At 50.3% G+C, this 15,156-nt stretch carries 17 protein-coding genes; 12 read left to right on the top strand and 5 right to left on the bottom strand.

Annotation, left to right across the window (positions count from 1 at the left end; translation table 11 throughout):
* Positions 1 to 1,727, bottom strand: a 1,727-nt coding sequence (gene tkt, locus T411_RS0111030; RefSeq protein ID WP_032473792.1) for a transketolase, incomplete at its 3' end; no start/stop codon positions are given.
* 364 nt (positions 1,728 to 2,091) lie between these two features.
* Between tkt and metK the strand changes: the two genes are divergently transcribed.
* The 7 genes from metK (at position 2,092) to ruvX (ending at position 7,615) form a co-directional block, all read left to right on the top strand.
* Entirely contained in the window at positions 2,092 to 3,249 is a 1,158-nt protein-coding gene (gene metK / locus T411_RS0111020) for a methionine adenosyltransferase (protein WP_000985183.1), read from the top strand.
* A gap of 110 nt (positions 3,250 to 3,359) precedes the next feature.
* Positions 3,360 to 3,848, top strand: coding sequence for a SprT family zinc-dependent metalloprotease (locus T411_RS0111015; protein ID WP_000251292.1), 489 nt, complete (start codon positions 3,360 to 3,362; stop codon positions 3,846 to 3,848).
* Between the two features lie 129 nt (positions 3,849 to 3,977).
* On the top strand, positions 3,978 to 4,673 hold the full coding sequence (gene xds / locus T411_RS0111010; RefSeq protein ID WP_000972597.1) for an extracellular deoxyribonuclease Dns: 696 nt from the start codon (positions 3,978 to 3,980) through the stop codon (positions 4,671 to 4,673).
* A gap of 138 nt (positions 4,674 to 4,811) precedes the next feature.
* Positions 4,812 to 5,543, top strand: coding sequence for a 16S rRNA (uracil(1498)-N(3))-methyltransferase (rsmE, locus tag T411_RS0111005; protein WP_001222497.1), 732 nt, complete (start codon positions 4,812 to 4,814; stop codon positions 5,541 to 5,543).
* Positions 5,544 to 5,556: 13 nt separating this feature from the next.
* On the top strand, positions 5,557 to 6,513 hold the full coding sequence (gene gshB / locus T411_RS0111000; RefSeq protein WP_000593310.1) for a glutathione synthase: 957 nt from the start codon (positions 5,557 to 5,559) through the stop codon (positions 6,511 to 6,513).
* A gap of 35 nt (positions 6,514 to 6,548) precedes the next feature.
* Positions 6,549 to 7,112 (top strand): YqgE/AlgH family protein, encoded by a 564-nt coding sequence (locus T411_RS0110995; RefSeq protein WP_001054771.1) that lies wholly within the window; start codon positions 6,549 to 6,551, stop codon positions 7,110 to 7,112.
* Positions 7,113 to 7,192: 80 nt separating this feature from the next.
* Entirely contained in the window at positions 7,193 to 7,615 is a 423-nt protein-coding gene (ruvX, locus tag T411_RS0110990) for a Holliday junction resolvase RuvX (RefSeq protein ID WP_000091869.1), read from the top strand.
* A 37-nt stretch (positions 7,616 to 7,652) separates the two neighbouring features.
* On the opposite strand, the gene tyrS is transcribed toward ruvX, so the two are convergent.
* The 4 genes from tyrS to T411_RS0110970 form a co-directional block, all read right to left on the bottom strand.
* The gene (gene tyrS / locus T411_RS0110985) at positions 7,653 to 8,933 is read right to left on the bottom strand and encodes a tyrosine--tRNA ligase (RefSeq protein WP_001088158.1); all 1,281 of its coding nucleotides are present in this window, start codon (positions 8,931 to 8,933) and stop codon (positions 7,653 to 7,655) included.
* A 108-nt stretch (positions 8,934 to 9,041) separates the two neighbouring features.
* Entirely contained in the window at positions 9,042 to 9,839 is a 798-nt protein-coding gene (locus tag T411_RS0110980; protein ID WP_001123216.1) for a helix-turn-helix transcriptional regulator, read from the bottom strand.
* Between the two features lie 117 nt (positions 9,840 to 9,956).
* Positions 9,957 to 11,063 (bottom strand): PilT/PilU family type 4a pilus ATPase, encoded by a 1,107-nt coding sequence (locus T411_RS0110975; protein WP_000422577.1) that lies wholly within the window; start codon positions 11,061 to 11,063, stop codon positions 9,957 to 9,959.
* 14 nt (positions 11,064 to 11,077) lie between these two features.
* Positions 11,078 to 12,115, bottom strand: coding sequence for a type IV pilus twitching motility protein PilT (locus tag T411_RS0110970; RefSeq protein WP_000350195.1), 1,038 nt, complete (start codon positions 12,113 to 12,115; stop codon positions 11,078 to 11,080).
* Positions 12,116 to 12,140: 25 nt separating this feature from the next.
* On the opposite strand from T411_RS0110970, the gene T411_RS0110965 reads away from it, so the two are divergent.
* Genes T411_RS0110965 through T411_RS0110945 form a run of 5 tightly spaced genes read left to right on the top strand, consistent with a single transcriptional unit; the run spans position 12,141 to position 15,100 of the window.
* Positions 12,141 to 12,851 carry a YggS family pyridoxal phosphate-dependent enzyme gene (locus T411_RS0110965; RefSeq protein ID WP_001256647.1) on the top strand — a complete coding sequence of 237 codons (711 nt, stop codon included), beginning with the start codon at positions 12,141 to 12,143 and terminating at the stop codon, positions 12,849 to 12,851.
* 52 nt (positions 12,852 to 12,903) lie between these two features.
* Positions 12,904 to 13,722 (top strand): pyrroline-5-carboxylate reductase, encoded by an 819-nt coding sequence (gene proC, locus T411_RS0110960; protein WP_000437951.1) that lies wholly within the window; start codon positions 12,904 to 12,906, stop codon positions 13,720 to 13,722.
* Between the two features lie 53 nt (positions 13,723 to 13,775).
* Positions 13,776 to 14,333: a YggT family protein gene (locus T411_RS0110955; protein ID WP_001087261.1), complete on the top strand. Its 558-nt coding sequence runs from the start codon at positions 13,776 to 13,778 to the stop codon at positions 14,331 to 14,333.
* Positions 14,333 to 14,623, top strand: coding sequence for a DUF167 family protein YggU (gene yggU, locus T411_RS0110950; RefSeq protein ID WP_000741915.1), 291 nt, complete (start codon positions 14,333 to 14,335; stop codon positions 14,621 to 14,623). The genes T411_RS0110955 and yggU overlap by 1 nt, the downstream gene beginning before the upstream one ends.
* 45 nt (positions 14,624 to 14,668) lie before the next feature.
* Positions 14,669 to 15,100: a DUF4426 domain-containing protein gene (locus T411_RS0110945; RefSeq protein ID WP_001233674.1), complete on the top strand. Its 432-nt coding sequence runs from the start codon at positions 14,669 to 14,671 to the stop codon at positions 15,098 to 15,100.
* Positions 15,101 to 15,156: the final 56 nt, after the last annotated feature.

The raw sequence follows: 15,156 nt of genomic DNA, 5'->3' as shown, positions 1-15,156 counted from the left end.
CCTTCGGCGCTCAGTTGCTCGTAAGCGGCAACCGCCAGTTCCACTTCAGAGCCTGTTGCAATCAGAATTAGCTCAGGTTGGCCTGCACAATCTTTCAGGATGTAACCGCCTTTAGCGATGTTCGCGACTTGCTCTGCGCTGCGTGGTTGCTGCGCAAGGTTTTGACGCGAGAAAATCAGCGCAGATGGCGCATCTTTACGCTCGATGGCCAGTTTCCAAGCCACTGCCGATTCCACTTGGTCACATGGGCGCCATGTGCTCATGTTTGGTGTCATACGCAGAGAAGCGATTTGCTCAACTGGTTGGTGAGTTGGGCCATCTTCACCCAGACCGATAGAGTCATGCGTGTACACTTGGATATTTTGCACTTTCATCAGTGCTGCCATACGCATCGCGTTACGCGCGTATTCCATAAACATCAGGAAGGTTGCACCGTAAGGGACAAAACCGCCGTGCAGCGCGATACCGTTGATGATGGCCGTCATACCAAACTCACGCACACCGTAGTGGATGTAGTTGCCTGACGCATCTTCTGCTGTCAGTGACTTAGAGCCAGACCACATGGTGAGGTTAGAAGGCGCCAAGTCAGCAGAACCACCCATAAATTCTGGCAGCAGTTTGCCGAACGCTTCCAGCGCATTTTGTGATGCTTTACGCGATGCGATGTTGGCAGGGTTAGCTTGCAGGTTAGCGATAATCTCGCTGGTTGCGGCTTCCCAATTCGCTGGCAGCTCGCCCGCTACGCGGCGTTTGTATTCAGCAGCTTCGGCTGGGTAAGCTTTCGCGTAAGCGGCGAATTTCTCATTCCAAGCGGCTTCTTTGCTTGCGCCTGCTTGTTTTGCATCCCACGCTGCGTAGATGTCCGCTGGGATTTCAAACGGAGCGTGTTCCCAACCCAAGAATTCACGTGCAGCTTTGATTTCATCGTTGCCCAGAGGCGCGCCGTGACAGTCGTGTGAGCCCGCTTTGTTTGGAGAGCCGAAACCGATGATGGTTTTGGTACAAATCAGCGTTGGGCGAGAGGTTTCTGCTTTCGCCGCTTCAATTGCTGCATTAATCGCGTCTGCATCGTGACCATCAACCGCTGGGATTACGTGCCAGCCGTACGCTTCAAAACGTTTTGGTGTGTCGTCTGAGAACCAGCCTTCCACGTGGCCGTCGATAGAGATACCGTTGTCATCCCAGAACGCAATCAGTTTGCCAAGGCCAAGTGTGCCCGCCAGTGAACACGCTTCGTGCGAGATGCCTTCCATCAAACAGCCGTCACCCATGAACACATAAGTGAAGTGGTCAACGATGTCGTGACCCGGTTTGTTGAACTGCGCCGCCAGTGCTTTTTCAGCAATCGCCATACCTACGGCATTGGTGATGCCTTGGCCGAGTGGGCCCGTAGTCGTTTCGATGCCCGGTGCATAACCGTACTCTGGGTGACCCGGTGTTTTGGAGTGTAGTTGACGGAAGTTTTTCAAATCGTCAATCGACAGCTCATAGCCGCTCAGGTGTAGCAGCGAGTAAATCAGCATAGAGCCGTGGCCGTTAGACAGTACGAAACGGTCGCGGTCAGCCCAGTTTGGGTTTTGTGGGTTGTGGTTTAAGTGTGAACGCCACAGCACTTCGGCGATATCCGCCATGCCCATTGGGGCTCCCGGGTGGCCAGAGTTAGCTTTTTGAACGCCGTCCATGCTCAGGGCGCGGATAGCATTGGCAAGTTGTTTGCGAGAAGACATGTCGACTCCTAAATGGGAAGTAAGCGAAATGAATGGATGCGGAAAATCAGTGGCGGCTATTGTCGCAAAGCCCCCCTGCTGCTGCAAACGATTTACTGGTGCTTTGCTCCGATTTTGTCACACTTTTTAGCACATTCTCGCTTTGTAGTGGCAAAGCTGACTTTTTTAAGCAAACGTTTGGTTATGCGCTAAATAGAAAAAGAGCTTGTAATTTGAGCGCCCGATACTAGAATAGCCGTCTAGATGTAGAAACGCCTACAAAATGTACTAAATTGATCGATAACGTCATTATCTCTAAGCGACTCGAACCATAGGTCGAAAAGAACTGAGACGTTAGCGAATAACCACAAATATTGGAGCTATCATGGCGATTAAGCACCTGTTTACTTCAGAATCGGTATCAGAAGGCCATCCAGATAAAATTGCAGACCAGATCTCTGATGCAGTGTTGGACGCGATTTTTGAGCAAGATCCTAAAGCTCGCGTTGCTTGCGAAACTTACGTAAAAACTGGCATGGTGATGGTGGGCGGTGAAATCACGACTTCCGCTTGGGTTGATATCGAAGAGATTACTCGTCAAACTGTTCGTGAAATTGGTTACGTGCACTCAGACATGGGCTTCGATGCCAACTCTTGTGCGGTACTGAACACCATAGGTAAACAATCGCCAGACATCAACCAAGGTGTTGATAAAGCCGATCCTAAAGAGCAAGGCGCGGGCGACCAAGGCATCATGTTTGGTTATGCAACCAACGAAACTGAAGTGCTGATGCCAGCACCGATCACCTATGCGCATCGTCTGATGCAGCGCCAAGCTGAAGTTCGTAAAAATGGCACACTGCCATGGCTGCGCCCTGATGCGAAATCTCAGGTGACCTTCCAGTATGACCAAGGCAAGATCGTAGGTATTGATGCTGTAGTTCTGTCGACTCAACACAGTGATTCAATCTCTACCGCAGATCTGCGTGAAGCGGTAATGGAAGAGATCATCAAGCCAGTTCTGCCAGCAGAATGGTTGAGCAAAGAGACCAAATACTTCATCAACCCAACCGGTCGTTTTGTGATTGGTGGCCCAATGGGTGACTGTGGTCTGACCGGTCGTAAGATCATCGTTGATACCTACGGCGGCGCAGCGCGTCACGGTGGTGGTGCATTCTCTGGTAAGGATCCATCCAAGGTTGACCGTTCAGCGGCTTACGCAGCACGTTACGTTGCGAAAAACATCGTTGCGGCGGGTATGGCTGATCGTTGTGAAATCCAACTCTCTTATGCTATCGGTGTCGCGGATCCAACGTCGATCATGGTGGAAACTTTCGGTACTGAGAAAGTGTCGCAAGAGATCATCATTGAAGCCGTTCGCCAGTTCTTCGATCTGCGTCCATACGGTCTGCAAGAGATGCTGAACCTGCTGCAACCTATCTACAAGAAAACCGCAGCTTACGGTCACTTCGGCCGCGAAGAGTTCCCTTGGGAAGCCACCGACAAAGCCGCGCTACTGCGTGACTTCGCTGGTCTAAAATAAGCATTATTTCAACTCATCGCTGACAAACGGCGAGGATTGCAATACAGTTCAAGGCCCTTTCTCATGAAAGGGCTTTTTTTATGACGTCGCAATAGAAGTGAGTACTCGTAATGGTTCGTTTTGATCTGCACTGCCAAGCTGAGCAGAAAATCAAACAGTGTATCGCCACCGCCAGCGAGACTTTACAACGCCCTTTTAAACTACCTAAGCTCAACTACCGTTTACGTGGGCGCGCCGCCGGTAAAGCCTATTTACAGCTGTGGGAAATCCGTCTTAATCCGGTGCTGTTTACCGAAAACGTCGATGACTTCCTCCAGCAAGTGATCCCACACGAAATCGCGCATCTGATTACGTATCAGCTTTATGGCCGAGTACGTCCACACGGAGCCCAATGGCAACAAATGATGAGCCAAGTCTTTAATCTTGAGCCAAAAACCACTCACACCTTTTCTGTCACTTCAGTACAGGGCAAAACCTTCCACTACCGCTGTGCGTGCCGCGAATATCCGCTCACCATTCGTCGCCACAATAAAGTGCTGCGTGGTGAAGCTACCTATCGCTGTCAAAACTGCCAACAAAACTTGATCTACCAAGCCTAACCTTTGATTGGCTGAAGCCACTTCTATAGGTTTTGCCTTGCTCTCGCCAAAAAAACTGACAAAAGCATCAACGACAAAGGCAATTTATGAGTGTTAAACTGATAAAAAACCTACTTATCTACGTCTTTTATGATGATTTTTCGTTTCGTTACCACGCTTGCTGCTAGCTTACCTCTGCTCACCTTTGCCGCCCCCATCTCTTTTAGTCATGCCAAAAATGAAGCGGTGAAGATTTATCGTGATCATCCGGTCTCTTTTTACTGCGGCTGCGAGATTCGCTGGCAAGGCAAAAAAGGCATCCCGGATCTGGAGAGTTGCGGCTATCAAGTGCGTAAAAATGAGAATCGTGCTTCGCGGATTGAATGGGAACATGTGGTGCCGGCTTGGCAATTTGGTCATCAGTTGCAATGCTGGCAACAAGGTGGCCGTAAAAACTGCACTCGTACTAGCCCTGAGTTCAATCAGATGGAAGCCGATCTGCACAACCTCACTCCGGCGATTGGCGAAGTGAATGGCAATCGATCCAACTTCAGTTTCAGTCAGTGGAATGGAATTGATGGCGTCACCTACGGCCAGTGCGAAATGCAAGTAAACTTCAAAGAGCGCACAGCCATGCCGCCAGAGCGTGCACGCGGGGCGATTGCGCGTACATATCTGTACATGAGTGAGCAGTACGGTTTGCGACTTTCCAAAGCGCAAAACCAATTAATGCAGGCGTGGAACAATCAGTATCCGGTCAGCGAATGGGAATGTGTGCGTGACCAAAAGATCGAAAAAGTGCAAGGCAACTCGAACCGCTTTGTGCGTGAGCAATGCCCGAACTGATGGGCAGAATCTCACCCTGCCCCCTTGTATTTTGCCCCACTTGCATCCATGTTAGAGGCCAGATATCCCTCTTCCAACTGAAGTTACCGCTTTACGTTGGAAGACGGTAACCTCGTTTAATGATTAGGAATTATCCGCATGCGCATCCCTCGAATTTATCATCCAGAACCGATCCACCAGCTTGGCACCGTAGCCCTGAGTGAAGATGCCGCAGGGCATATCGGTCGCGTATTGCGTATGCAAGCTGGGCAAGAAGTGCTGCTGTTTGATGGTTTTGGGGCTGAATTCCCAGCCGTGATCAGTGAAGTTGGCAAAAAACAGGTATTGGTCAATATCACTGAGCGCGTAGAAAACAGCATTGAATCGCCGCTCGATCTGCATCTTGGGCAGGTGATTTCACGCGGCGATAAGATGGAATTCACCATCCAAAAATCGGTGGAATTGGGCGTCACTACCATCACCCCTCTGCTTTCTGAGCGTTGTGGCGTGAAGCTGGATGAAAAACGCTTCGAGAAGAAGATCCAGCAGTGGCAGAAAATTGCGATCAGCGCTTGCGAGCAGTGTGGCCGTAATACCGTGCCAGAAATCCGCCCAATTATGGATCTCGAAGCTTGGTGTGCAGAACCCACCGAGGCACTGAAACTCAATTTGCACCCACGCGCTAAATACTCGATCAACACCTTACCCACCCCAGTGAGCAAAGTTCGTTTGCTGATTGGTCCTGAAGGCGGCTTGTCAGCGGAAGAAATTGATATGACTCGCCGTTACCAGTTTGAAGAAACCTTGTTAGGCCCACGCGTACTGCGCACAGAAACTGCGGCACTCACAGCGATAACTGCACTACAAGTTCGTTTCGGCGATCTTGGCTAAATGGAGATAAACCATGATTAAACTCGGTATTGTGATGGATCCCATCGCTTCCATTAACATCAAAAAAGATTCCAGCTTTGCCATGATGCTTGAAGCGCAGCGTCGCGGTTATGAAATCCATTATATGGAAATGAATGATCTACACTTAGAGCAAGGTGTGGCACTGGCCGATACCAAGGTTGTCGAGCTGAAAGAAGATCCCAACGGTTGGTATCAATTCAAATCCGAGCAAACTATCGCCCTTTCTGAATTGGATGCGATTTTAATGCGTAAGGATCCGCCGTTCGACACCGAATACATCTACGCAACCTACATTTTGGAACGTGCGGAAGATGAAGGCGTATTGGTGGTGAACAAACCACAAAGCCTACGCGATTGTAATGAAAAACTGTTCACCGCTTGGTTCCCTGAGCTTACGCCGATCACTATGGTGACGCGCAAAGCCGAGAAGATTAAAGCCTTCCGTGAACAGCATGGGGATGTGATTCTAAAACCCCTCGATGGCATGGGCGGTGCTTCGATTTTCCGCGTTAAAGAGGGCGATCCAAACCTCTCAGTGATCATCGAAACCTTAACCAACCACGGCCAGAATTACTGCATGGCGCAGACCTTTGTACCAGATATCAGCAACGGTGATAAACGCATTTTGGTGGTCGATGGTGAACCTATGCCTTACTGCTTGGCGCGTATCCCCGCCAAAGGGGAAACCCGCGGTAACTTGGCGGCCGGCGGTCGTGGTGAGCCACGCCCACTGAGTGAAACCGATAAGAAAATTGCCCTAGCGGTCGCACCGACTCTCAAAGAGAAAGGGCTGCTGTTTGTAGGCTTAGATGTCATTGGCGATAAACTGACCGAAATTAACGTCACCAGCCCAACCTGCATTCGAGAGATTGAAGCTGCGTACGATATTTCCATCACAGGCAAGCTGATGGATGCCATTGAGCGTCGCTTAAAAGCGACGGCGATGTGAGCAACCATAGCAGTGACATAGAGGTTGGACACAGTATGAATCTTACCAATCATTTTCTGGTTGCCATGCCAAGCATGAAGGATCCTTACTTCAAGCGCAGCGTGATTTATATTTGCGAGCACAACCAAGATGGTGCGATGGGGTTAATGATCAATGCGCCGATCGATATTACGGTCGGCGGCATGCTCAAGCAGGTCGATATTGAGCCCGCTTACCCACAATCGCACCAAGAGAGTCTGAAAAAGCCGGTGTTTAATGGTGGTCCGGTGTCGGAAGATCGTGGGTTTATTCTGCATCGTCCGCGCGATCACTATGAATCGAGCATGAAGATGACCGATGATATCGCCGTCACCACCTCGAAGGATATTCTCACTGTACTGGGTACCGAGGCGGAGCCTGAAGGCTACATTGTCGCGCTGGGCTATTCGGGTTGGTCTGCTGGCCAGTTAGAGGTGGAACTCACCGAAAACTCGTGGCTCACCATAGAAGCGGATCCTGAGCTGATTTTTAACACGCCCGTGCATGAGAAATGGCAAAAGGCTATTCAAAAACTCGGCATCTCCCCTGCGCAGCTTTCCAGCGACGCCGGACACGCCTAACCATATCCAAGGCTGCGATCACGCAGCCTCATTTTTACTGTCATTTTTTATTGAACATTTTTTATTAAAAGAGATATCGCATGTCACGTACCGTTATGGCCTTTGATTACGGCACCAAAAGCATTGGCAGTGCAATCGGTCAAGAGATCACGGGCACGGCGTCTCCGCTGAAAGCGTTTAAAGCCAATGATGGCATCCCCAATTGGGATGAAATTGAAAAACAGATCAAAGAGTGGCAACCCAATTTATTGATTGTTGGCCTGCCTACCGATCTGCACGGCAAAGATCTGGACACCATCACCCCACGCGCGAAGAAGTTCGCTCAGCGTTTGCATGGCCGTTTTGGTTTGCCCGTAGAACTGCATGATGAGCGTCTTTCCACCACCGAAGCGCGCGCAGAACTGTTCGCCATGGGCGGTTACAAAGCACTGAGCAAAGGCAATGTGGACTGCCAATCGGCGGTGATTATTCTAGAGAGTTGGTTTGAAAGTCAGTGGGGCTAACCCCACTGCTTTTCTTGGCCGAGTAGAATCGCTGTGATTACTCAGCCAAACCTTCCAATTTGATCAAAGCAAACTGCTTCTTACCGCGTTGCAACACATAGTAGCGATCAAACAGAGCAAAGCCGGATAACACACCCTCTTGCTGTACTCGCTCACCATTGACGCGAATCGCACCATTCTCCAGCCACTCGCGCGCTTGGCGCTTAGAACTGGCTAAACCTGAGCTAAGCAGAAAATCGAGTAAGGAATCGCTGCGTGATGCCGCCACACAAGGCAAACCATCCAGCTCTAACTGAGCCAACTCACTCAAGCTGAGATAGCTGACATCCCCGCTAAACAGCGCTTGAGTAATCCGCTGCGCCGCGGCGAGTCCCTCTTCACCATGCACAAAACGGGTCACGTGCTCTGCCAAAATCTGCTGCGCTTGTGGCTTGCCTGCACGTAACGCATCGGCTTGGCGGATTTCCTCAATCTCAGCCGTGCTCAAAAAGGTGTAATACGCTAAAAAGCGGTATACATCCGCATCATCACTGTTTAACCAAAACTGGTAGAAGCGATACGGCGAGGTTTTACTGCTCTCAAGCCACACGGCACCACTTTCGGTTTTACCAAATTTAGTGCCATCGGATTTGGTAATGAGCGGCAGAGTTAAACCACACACCTCAGCCCCATTCAGGCGACGGGTCAAATCAATTCCGCTGACAATATTGCCCCACTGATCATTGCCACCAATTTGCAGTGCGCAACCAAACTCACGATTGAGATGCGCAAAGTCATAAGATTGCAGCAAAGAGTAACTGAACTCAGTAAAAGAGATGCCTTGATCCGGACGCGCCAAACGCTGCTTTACCGATTCACGATTAATCATAGTATTGACTGAAAAGTGCTTGCCCACATCGCGGAAAAAATCGATCAGATTGATCTTGCCGATCCAATCGGCATTATTGACGGTCATCAGCGATGCGCAGTTTTCGCTCTGCGAGACCATCAATTGCGTGATTTGCTGGCTTAAATCACTCACCCACTGCTGCACGGTTTGCGCACTATTGAGCACCCGCTCGTTGGCTTTAAAGCTTGGATCGCCAATCATGCCTGTAGCCCCCCCGATAAGCGCAATCGCTTGATGTCCGGCGTTTTGAAAACGCTTAAGCATCAGCAGTGGCACCAAATGACCGATGTGCAAACTGCCTGCGGTGGGGTCAAAACCGCAATACAGCACTTGCGGTGTGGCAAAGCGCTCAACCAGCGCCTCCAAAGGTGTGCTTTGCGCGATCAAACCGCGCTGCTGTAAATCATCAAAAAGTTGCTGTGAATTCATTCTGCCTCCCAAAAGTCTTGGCAAGCAGAGTAACCAACTTTAAACCTGAGGCGCGATGTCCCTAAAGGGACAATCTTGGTGATTGATGACCGAAGGAAGAGAGACAGCCTAATCCGCGGCTGCGCCAATCAGATGATTGAGAAACAGTTGAAACAGCTCGCTTAACGAGCTGACATGCAGCTGCGCATAGATGCGTTTACGATGATTTTTGACTGTGCCGTGGCTGATGGCCAGCGCATCGGCAATTTCTTGTGAGTCTAAACCTTGGATGAGCAGTGCGGTGATCTCCTGCTCTCGCGGGCTTAAACGCTGCGCGCCAAAACTCTGGATCGCCTGTTCAACCCAAGTCCGTAACTCTTGGCTTGGCTGCGCACTTTCCGCTAACCGCAGTGGCTGCTGCTGCCAATGCTGCTGACACAAGGCTTGCAACACGGTAAACCGCTGTTGCAACGCGGCAATCTGTTCGCGTGGAAAAGAGCGCGGCTTAAAGCAGCCGAGATACACCACAATCGAACGCTCGCCATCAAGATTGACCACCAAACTCACTTCATCTTGCCAACCGGTTTGCGCATAAAACTGGTGTTGATAGGCTTTTTGCTGTGGATTGAGCGGCATTAAATCGGAAAGATGAAACACCCCTGAGCGCGTGTTGTGCTGCAAAGCGCTATAGAAAGGATCATCAAGATAAGCATGAGTCAGATAACGCTGAAACAGCAGCTCACGCTGGATCGAGAGCGAGTCATACAGATAAATCGGATGTTTGTTGGGACGATAGCCCAAGATCACCGCGCAATCAAAATCGGCAATACAGCGTAGCACTGCCACAAGATGCGACGTAAATTGCGGCGTCTTTAACGCCGCAATCGCGTCACCTAATGCGAGATACTCTTGAGTCGTGATCGGCATGCGCACTCCACCCATTCAGCCGAGAAAGTGGCAGTATGCCCAATCCAGACTCGAAGCTCTATCCCAAACTCGCTTGAGTTGCAGGGCGTAAAAGCAAAGCGCACAAAGTAACCATCGCTACTCCATATCAATCTTCACATTCTGCAAAGAGCCGCTGCCGTAGTCATCACCACGCTTGGTTTTGAGCATCAAACGCAGATCGTTGGCTGAATCGGCACTGTGCAGGGCATCTTGCTCACTGATTTTGTCATCCACCACAAGCTGGTATAAGGCTTGATCGAAAGTTTGCATCCCCACTTCTTGCGAACGAGCCATGGTCGCTTTCAGCTCATGCAGTTCACCGCGGCGAATTAAATCCGCGATACGCGGGCTATTGAGCAACACTTCAAACACCCCATGTCGACCTTTGCCATTTTTATCGCGCAATAATTGCTGGGCAATCACGCCTTTGAGGTTGAGTGACAAATCGAGCAAAAACTGCTCACGCTGCTCTTTCGGCACTAAATGCAAAATCCGCTCTAACGCTTGGTTGGCGTTATTGGCGTGCAGCGTGGCCATACACAAATGCCCCGTTTCCGCGAAAGTCATCGCGTATTCCATGGTTTCTCGGCTGCGGATTTCACCAATCAAAATCATATCGGGGGCTTGGCGCAGCGAGTTTTTCAGCGCCACTTCATAACTTTCGGTATCCAGCCCGACTTCTCGCTGCGTCACGATACAGCGCTTATGTTCATGTACAAACTCAATGGGATCTTCGACCGTCAAAATATGCCCGGTGCGATGCTGATTACGATAGCCAGTCATGGCTGCCATAGTGGTCGATTTACCCGAACCGGTTGCGCCAACCACCAACACTAAACCGCGTTTGGCAATCGCCAAATTTTGCAGCACTTCAGGCAATTTCAGTTCTTCAAAGGTGGGAATGCGCGTTTCAATCCGGCGGATCACCGCCCCCGGCAATTCACGTTGGAAAAATGCACTGACCCGAAAACGGCCACTGTCACGCACCACAGCAAAGTTCGCTTCGCGCGTCTGCTTAAATTCTGCTTGCCTTGCGTCATCCATCATCGCATGCAATAAGGCCGTCACATCCGCCACGCTGAGCGCTTCACCTTGTGCACGCAATTCACCATCGACTCGATACAAAATCGGTGCACCCACCGTAATGTACAGATCCGATGCTTTATGAGTCAGCATGCTATCCAGATATTGATTCAACTCCATCTGTCTTTACCTACCTAAAATGCTTTTAAATCCAACTCGATTTTGCTCTGTACTTCTTGCGCATCCACCACACCACGAGCGATCAGCTGTTTGGCGTTTTGCTCCATGGTTTGCATGCCGTGTGCGGCACCGGTTTGGATGATCGAATACATCTGCGCCACTTTATCTTCACGGATCAAGTTCCGGATCGCTGGCGTTGCCAGCATGATTTCATGACACGCGACACGGCCACCCCCGACGCGTTTTAGGAGTTTTTGCGCAATAACCGCACGCAGCGATTCCGACAGCATGGAACGCACCATGTCTTTGTCGCTGCCCGGAAAAACATCGATAATCCGGTCAATAGTTTTCGCCGCCGAGCTGGTGTGTAGAGTGCCAAACACCAAGTGACCGGTTTCTGCCGCAGTAAGCGCCAAGCTAATGGTTTCTTGGTCACGCAGCTCACCGACGAGGATCACATCTGGGTCTTCACGCAATGCCGAGCGCAATGCATTTTTAAAACTGTGGGTATCACGGTGCACTTCGCGTTGGTTGATCAAACACTTATTGTTGCTGTGCACAAATTCAATCGGATCTTCAATGGTCAAAATATGCTTATTGTGATGAGCATTGACATAGTTCACCATCGCCGCCAAGGTCGTCGACTTACCCGAGCCCGTTGGCCCAGTCACTAAAACTAACCCTTTTTCATAATTGGCAATTTTGCTGAAGATTTCAGGAGCATCCAGTTGCTCTAGCGTCGGGATGACAGTGGGAATGGTACGAAACACCGCCGAGCATCCGCGCGCTTGATGAAACGCGTTAACCCGGAAACGGCCAACATTAGGCAGTTCAAAAGAAAAATCGACTTCTAATTTCTCTTCATATTCACTGCGCTGGGCATCATTCATGATCTCAAAAATCAAGCGATGTACATCAGAATGGGTAAAAGCAGGCACGCCAAGCTTCCTAACTTCGCCATCAATCCGTACCATAGGCGGAACACCTGCGGAAAGATGTAGATCTGAGGCGTTATGTTTTACACTAAATTCCAGTAACTCAGCGATATCCATTTAAATTCCTTAATAAAGTCTGGCTATGCGTAGTATTCAACAAAACATTGAACATATCACTGCACAGATTGAGAGCGCACAACAAAAGTGTGGACGCGCTCGAAGCAGTGTGCAACTTCTCGCGGTAAGTAAAACTAAACCCGTCGAGGCAATTCTTGAGGCGACTCAAGCAGGTCAACGCTACTTTGGTGAGAATTATGTGCAGGAAGGCGTGGATAAAATCCGCTATTTTGCCGAACATCACCCGCAGTTAGCACTGGAGTGGCACTTTATCGGTCCACTACAGTCGAATAAAACGCGCTTAGTGGCAGAGCATTTTGACTGGGTTCACACCATTGATCGCGAGAAAATTGCCTTGCGCCTCAGTGAACAGCGCCCTGTGGATATGCCACCGCTGCAAGTGCTGATTCAGGTCAACACCAGCGGTGAAGCCTCAAAATCTGGCATCGAACCGCAGCAATTATTTACATTAGCTGAATTGATTTCTCGTCTGCCAAACCTCACCTTAAGAGGGCTGATGTCAATTCCTGAGAACGTGCCGGATTACCCTGCGCAACTGGCGGCATTTTCCCAATTAGCCGAATTGCAGCAACAACTGGCTCAGAAATACCCGCAGATTGACACCTTATCCATGGGTATGAGTGGCGACATGCAAGCAGCGATTGAAGCAGGCAGCACCATAGTGCGTATTGGTACCGCGATTTTCGGCGAGCGCGATTACAGCCGCAACGCTTAACGTTTGGGATGCTCATTGCAACGAGTGCCCCTTTTAAATTTGAGAGTATCGAATGGAACAGAGAAGCATCGCCTTTATTGGCGCAGGTAACATGGCACGCGCCATCATTGCGGGATTGATTGCCAGTGGTTACGCCGCCGATAAGATCATCGCAACCGCCCCTTCACTCACGCGCCGCGAGCCTCTTGAAGCGCAATACGGTATTCGCACCACCAGCGATAACCAGCAAGCGGCGCAACAAGCGGATGTGGTGGTGTTAGCGGTCAAACCGCAGCTGATGGCTGAGGTGTGTAAACCGCTGCAAGCGGTCGATTTCTCTGGAAAGTTAGTTATCTCGATTGCGGCGGGTGTGTCAGTCAAAAGACTCAATGAGATGCTGGCCACCCAGCTCAATTTAGTGCGTGTGATGCCCAATACGCCATCACTGGTAAACCTTGGCATGAGCGGTTTGTACGCCCCTGATTCGGTAAGCGAAGCGGATAAAGCCTTTACCACACAACTGATGCAAAGCGTGGGCGAAGTGTGCTGGGTAGAAAACGAATCCGGCATCAACAGCGTGATTGCCGCCGCAGGGAGTGCTCCTGCTTATTTCTTCTTGTTTATGCAAGCCATGCAGCAAGAGGCGATGGCGCAAGGCTTTGATGAAGCCACCGCCCGTTTATTAGTACAACAATCGGCTCTCGGTGCGGCCGCCATGGTCAAAGCCAACCCTGAACTCTCACTGACCACTTTGCGTGAACAAGTGACGTCAAAAGGCGGCACCACGGCGCAAGCGATCCAGACGTTTAACGATCACCAACTCAGCGACATCGTTGCCAAAGCGATGCAAGCGGCGGTAACACGCGCGCAAGAGATGGAACAACTGTTTTAATGTTTAAGGCGTCCACTCAAACTGAGCGGTCGCCAAATCAATAAGGGCAACTTATGAATTCACTGAGCTTTCTCATCAACACCCTATTTGACCTCTACATCATGGTGGTCATTTTGCGCATTTGGCTGCAAGCCGCGCGCGCTGATTTCTACAATCCGTTTTCTCAATTTATCGTAAAAGCGACCCAACCCGTGGTCGGCCCGCTGCGCCGTGTGATCCCATCGATTGGCAGCATTGATTTAGCCACCATCGTTTTTGCGTACGTCCTATGCGTACTGAAATTCATGGCCTTAGTCTTGATTGCCTCCAGCGGCTCCGTGTCGTTCAGTGCAGATTTCCTCTTCCTCGGCTTGCTCTCTCTGATCAAAGCTGCAGGCGGCTTGTTGTTCTGGGTATTGTTGATCCGCGCTATCCTAAGCTGGGTCAGCCAAGGCCGCAGCCCAATCGAATACGTGTTCCATCAATTGACTGAACCTATGCTCGCGCCGATCCGTCGCATTATTCCGGTGATGGGCGGCTTTGATCTCAGCATTCTGGTGCTGTTTATTGTGCTGCAATTTGCCAACTTCCTGATGGGCGATGTGATTGGTCCTATCTGGTATCAGTTGTAATGGCTGCCGTATGGCGCGAAGGAGATGACTTACTGCTGCGGCTCTATATTCAACCGAAAGCGAGCCGCGACAGCATTGTTGGCCTACATGGTGAAGAACTCAAAGTCGCCATCACCGCGCCGCCGATTGATGGTAAAGCCAACGCACACTTGAGCAAGTATCTCGCCAAGCTGTGCAAAGTGGCGAAAGGTTCGGTGGTGATCGAAAAAGGCGAGCTAGGACGCCACAAACAAGTGCGTATCCTACAGCCAAGCCAGATCCCAGCTGAGATTACAGCACTGATTGAATAATCACACTCCCTCTTTGAGGGAGTTTTTTCACAAGGAGAATCGATTATGCGTAAATGGATGATGTCACTACTGCTCACCCTATTGGCTTTGCCAGCGAGCGCTGAGCAGCAAAAAACCATTAAAGATATTGAAGTTCACTATTCGGCGTTCAACTCAACCTTTTTAACCCCGAAGGTGGCGAGCAGTTATCAGCTGACGCGCAACGGCTATACCGCAATTCTCAATATCAGCGTGTTAGATCGCGCGTCACTCGGCAAACCGGCGACCGAAGCCAAGCTGACCGGCCATGCCAAAAACCTGATTGGTAACTTGCGTGAACTGAGCTTTAAGCAAGTCAAAGAAGGCAACGCGATTTACTACTTGGCGGAAGTGCCGATCAGCAATGAAGAGATGCTGACCTTTGATATTGATGTCGATGCTGGTCTGAAAGGGGCGGGAAAACTGACCTTCAGCCAGAAGTTCTATACCGAACAGTAATTTTATACAAGATCAGGGGAATCTACGACGCAGCCGTCGGGTTTCCCCATATAAAC

The organism is Vibrio cholerae ATCC 14035 (assembly GCF_000621645.1).
Lineage (GTDB): Bacteria > Pseudomonadota > Gammaproteobacteria > Enterobacterales > Vibrionaceae > Vibrio > Vibrio cholerae.
This window is presented reverse-complemented; position numbering and strand designations above follow the sequence as displayed.

Bases quoted from the DNA above. Each gene is read 5' to 3' on its own strand.
- gshB (WP_000593310.1), top strand. From the start codon at position 5,557: ATGATTAAACTCGGTATTGTGATGGATCCCATCGCTTCCATTAACATC.
- T411_RS0110965 (WP_001256647.1), top strand. From the start codon at position 12,141: ATGCGTAGTATTCAACAAAACATTGAACATATCACTGCACAGATTGAG.
- T411_RS0111015 (WP_000251292.1), top strand. From the start codon at position 3,360: ATGGTTCGTTTTGATCTGCACTGCCAAGCTGAGCAGAAAATCAAACAG.
- metK (WP_000985183.1), top strand. From the start codon at position 2,092: ATGGCGATTAAGCACCTGTTTACTTCAGAATCGGTATCAGAAGGCCAT.
- proC (WP_000437951.1), top strand. From the start codon at position 12,904: ATGGAACAGAGAAGCATCGCCTTTATTGGCGCAGGTAACATGGCACGC.
- rsmE (WP_001222497.1), top strand. From the start codon at position 4,812: ATGCGCATCCCTCGAATTTATCATCCAGAACCGATCCACCAGCTTGGC.
- T411_RS0110975 (WP_000422577.1), bottom strand. From the start codon at position 11,063: ATGGAGTTGAATCAATATCTGGATAGCATGCTGACTCATAAAGCATCG.
- ruvX (WP_000091869.1), top strand. From the start codon at position 7,193: ATGTCACGTACCGTTATGGCCTTTGATTACGGCACCAAAAGCATTGGC.
- T411_RS0110970 (WP_000350195.1), bottom strand. From the start codon at position 12,115: ATGGATATCGCTGAGTTACTGGAATTTAGTGTAAAACATAACGCCTCA.
- T411_RS0110980 (WP_001123216.1), bottom strand. From the start codon at position 9,839: ATGCCGATCACGACTCAAGAGTATCTCGCATTAGGTGACGCGATTGCG.
- xds (WP_000972597.1), top strand. From the start codon at position 3,978: ATGATGATTTTTCGTTTCGTTACCACGCTTGCTGCTAGCTTACCTCTG.
- T411_RS0110955 (WP_001087261.1), top strand. From the start codon at position 13,776: ATGAATTCACTGAGCTTTCTCATCAACACCCTATTTGACCTCTACATC.
- T411_RS0110995 (WP_001054771.1), top strand. From the start codon at position 6,549: ATGAATCTTACCAATCATTTTCTGGTTGCCATGCCAAGCATGAAGGAT.
- yggU (WP_000741915.1), top strand. From the start codon at position 14,333: ATGGCTGCCGTATGGCGCGAAGGAGATGACTTACTGCTGCGGCTCTAT.
- T411_RS0110945 (WP_001233674.1), top strand. From the start codon at position 14,669: ATGCGTAAATGGATGATGTCACTACTGCTCACCCTATTGGCTTTGCCA.
- tyrS (WP_001088158.1), bottom strand. From the start codon at position 8,933: ATGAATTCACAGCAACTTTTTGATGATTTACAGCAGCGCGGTTTGATC.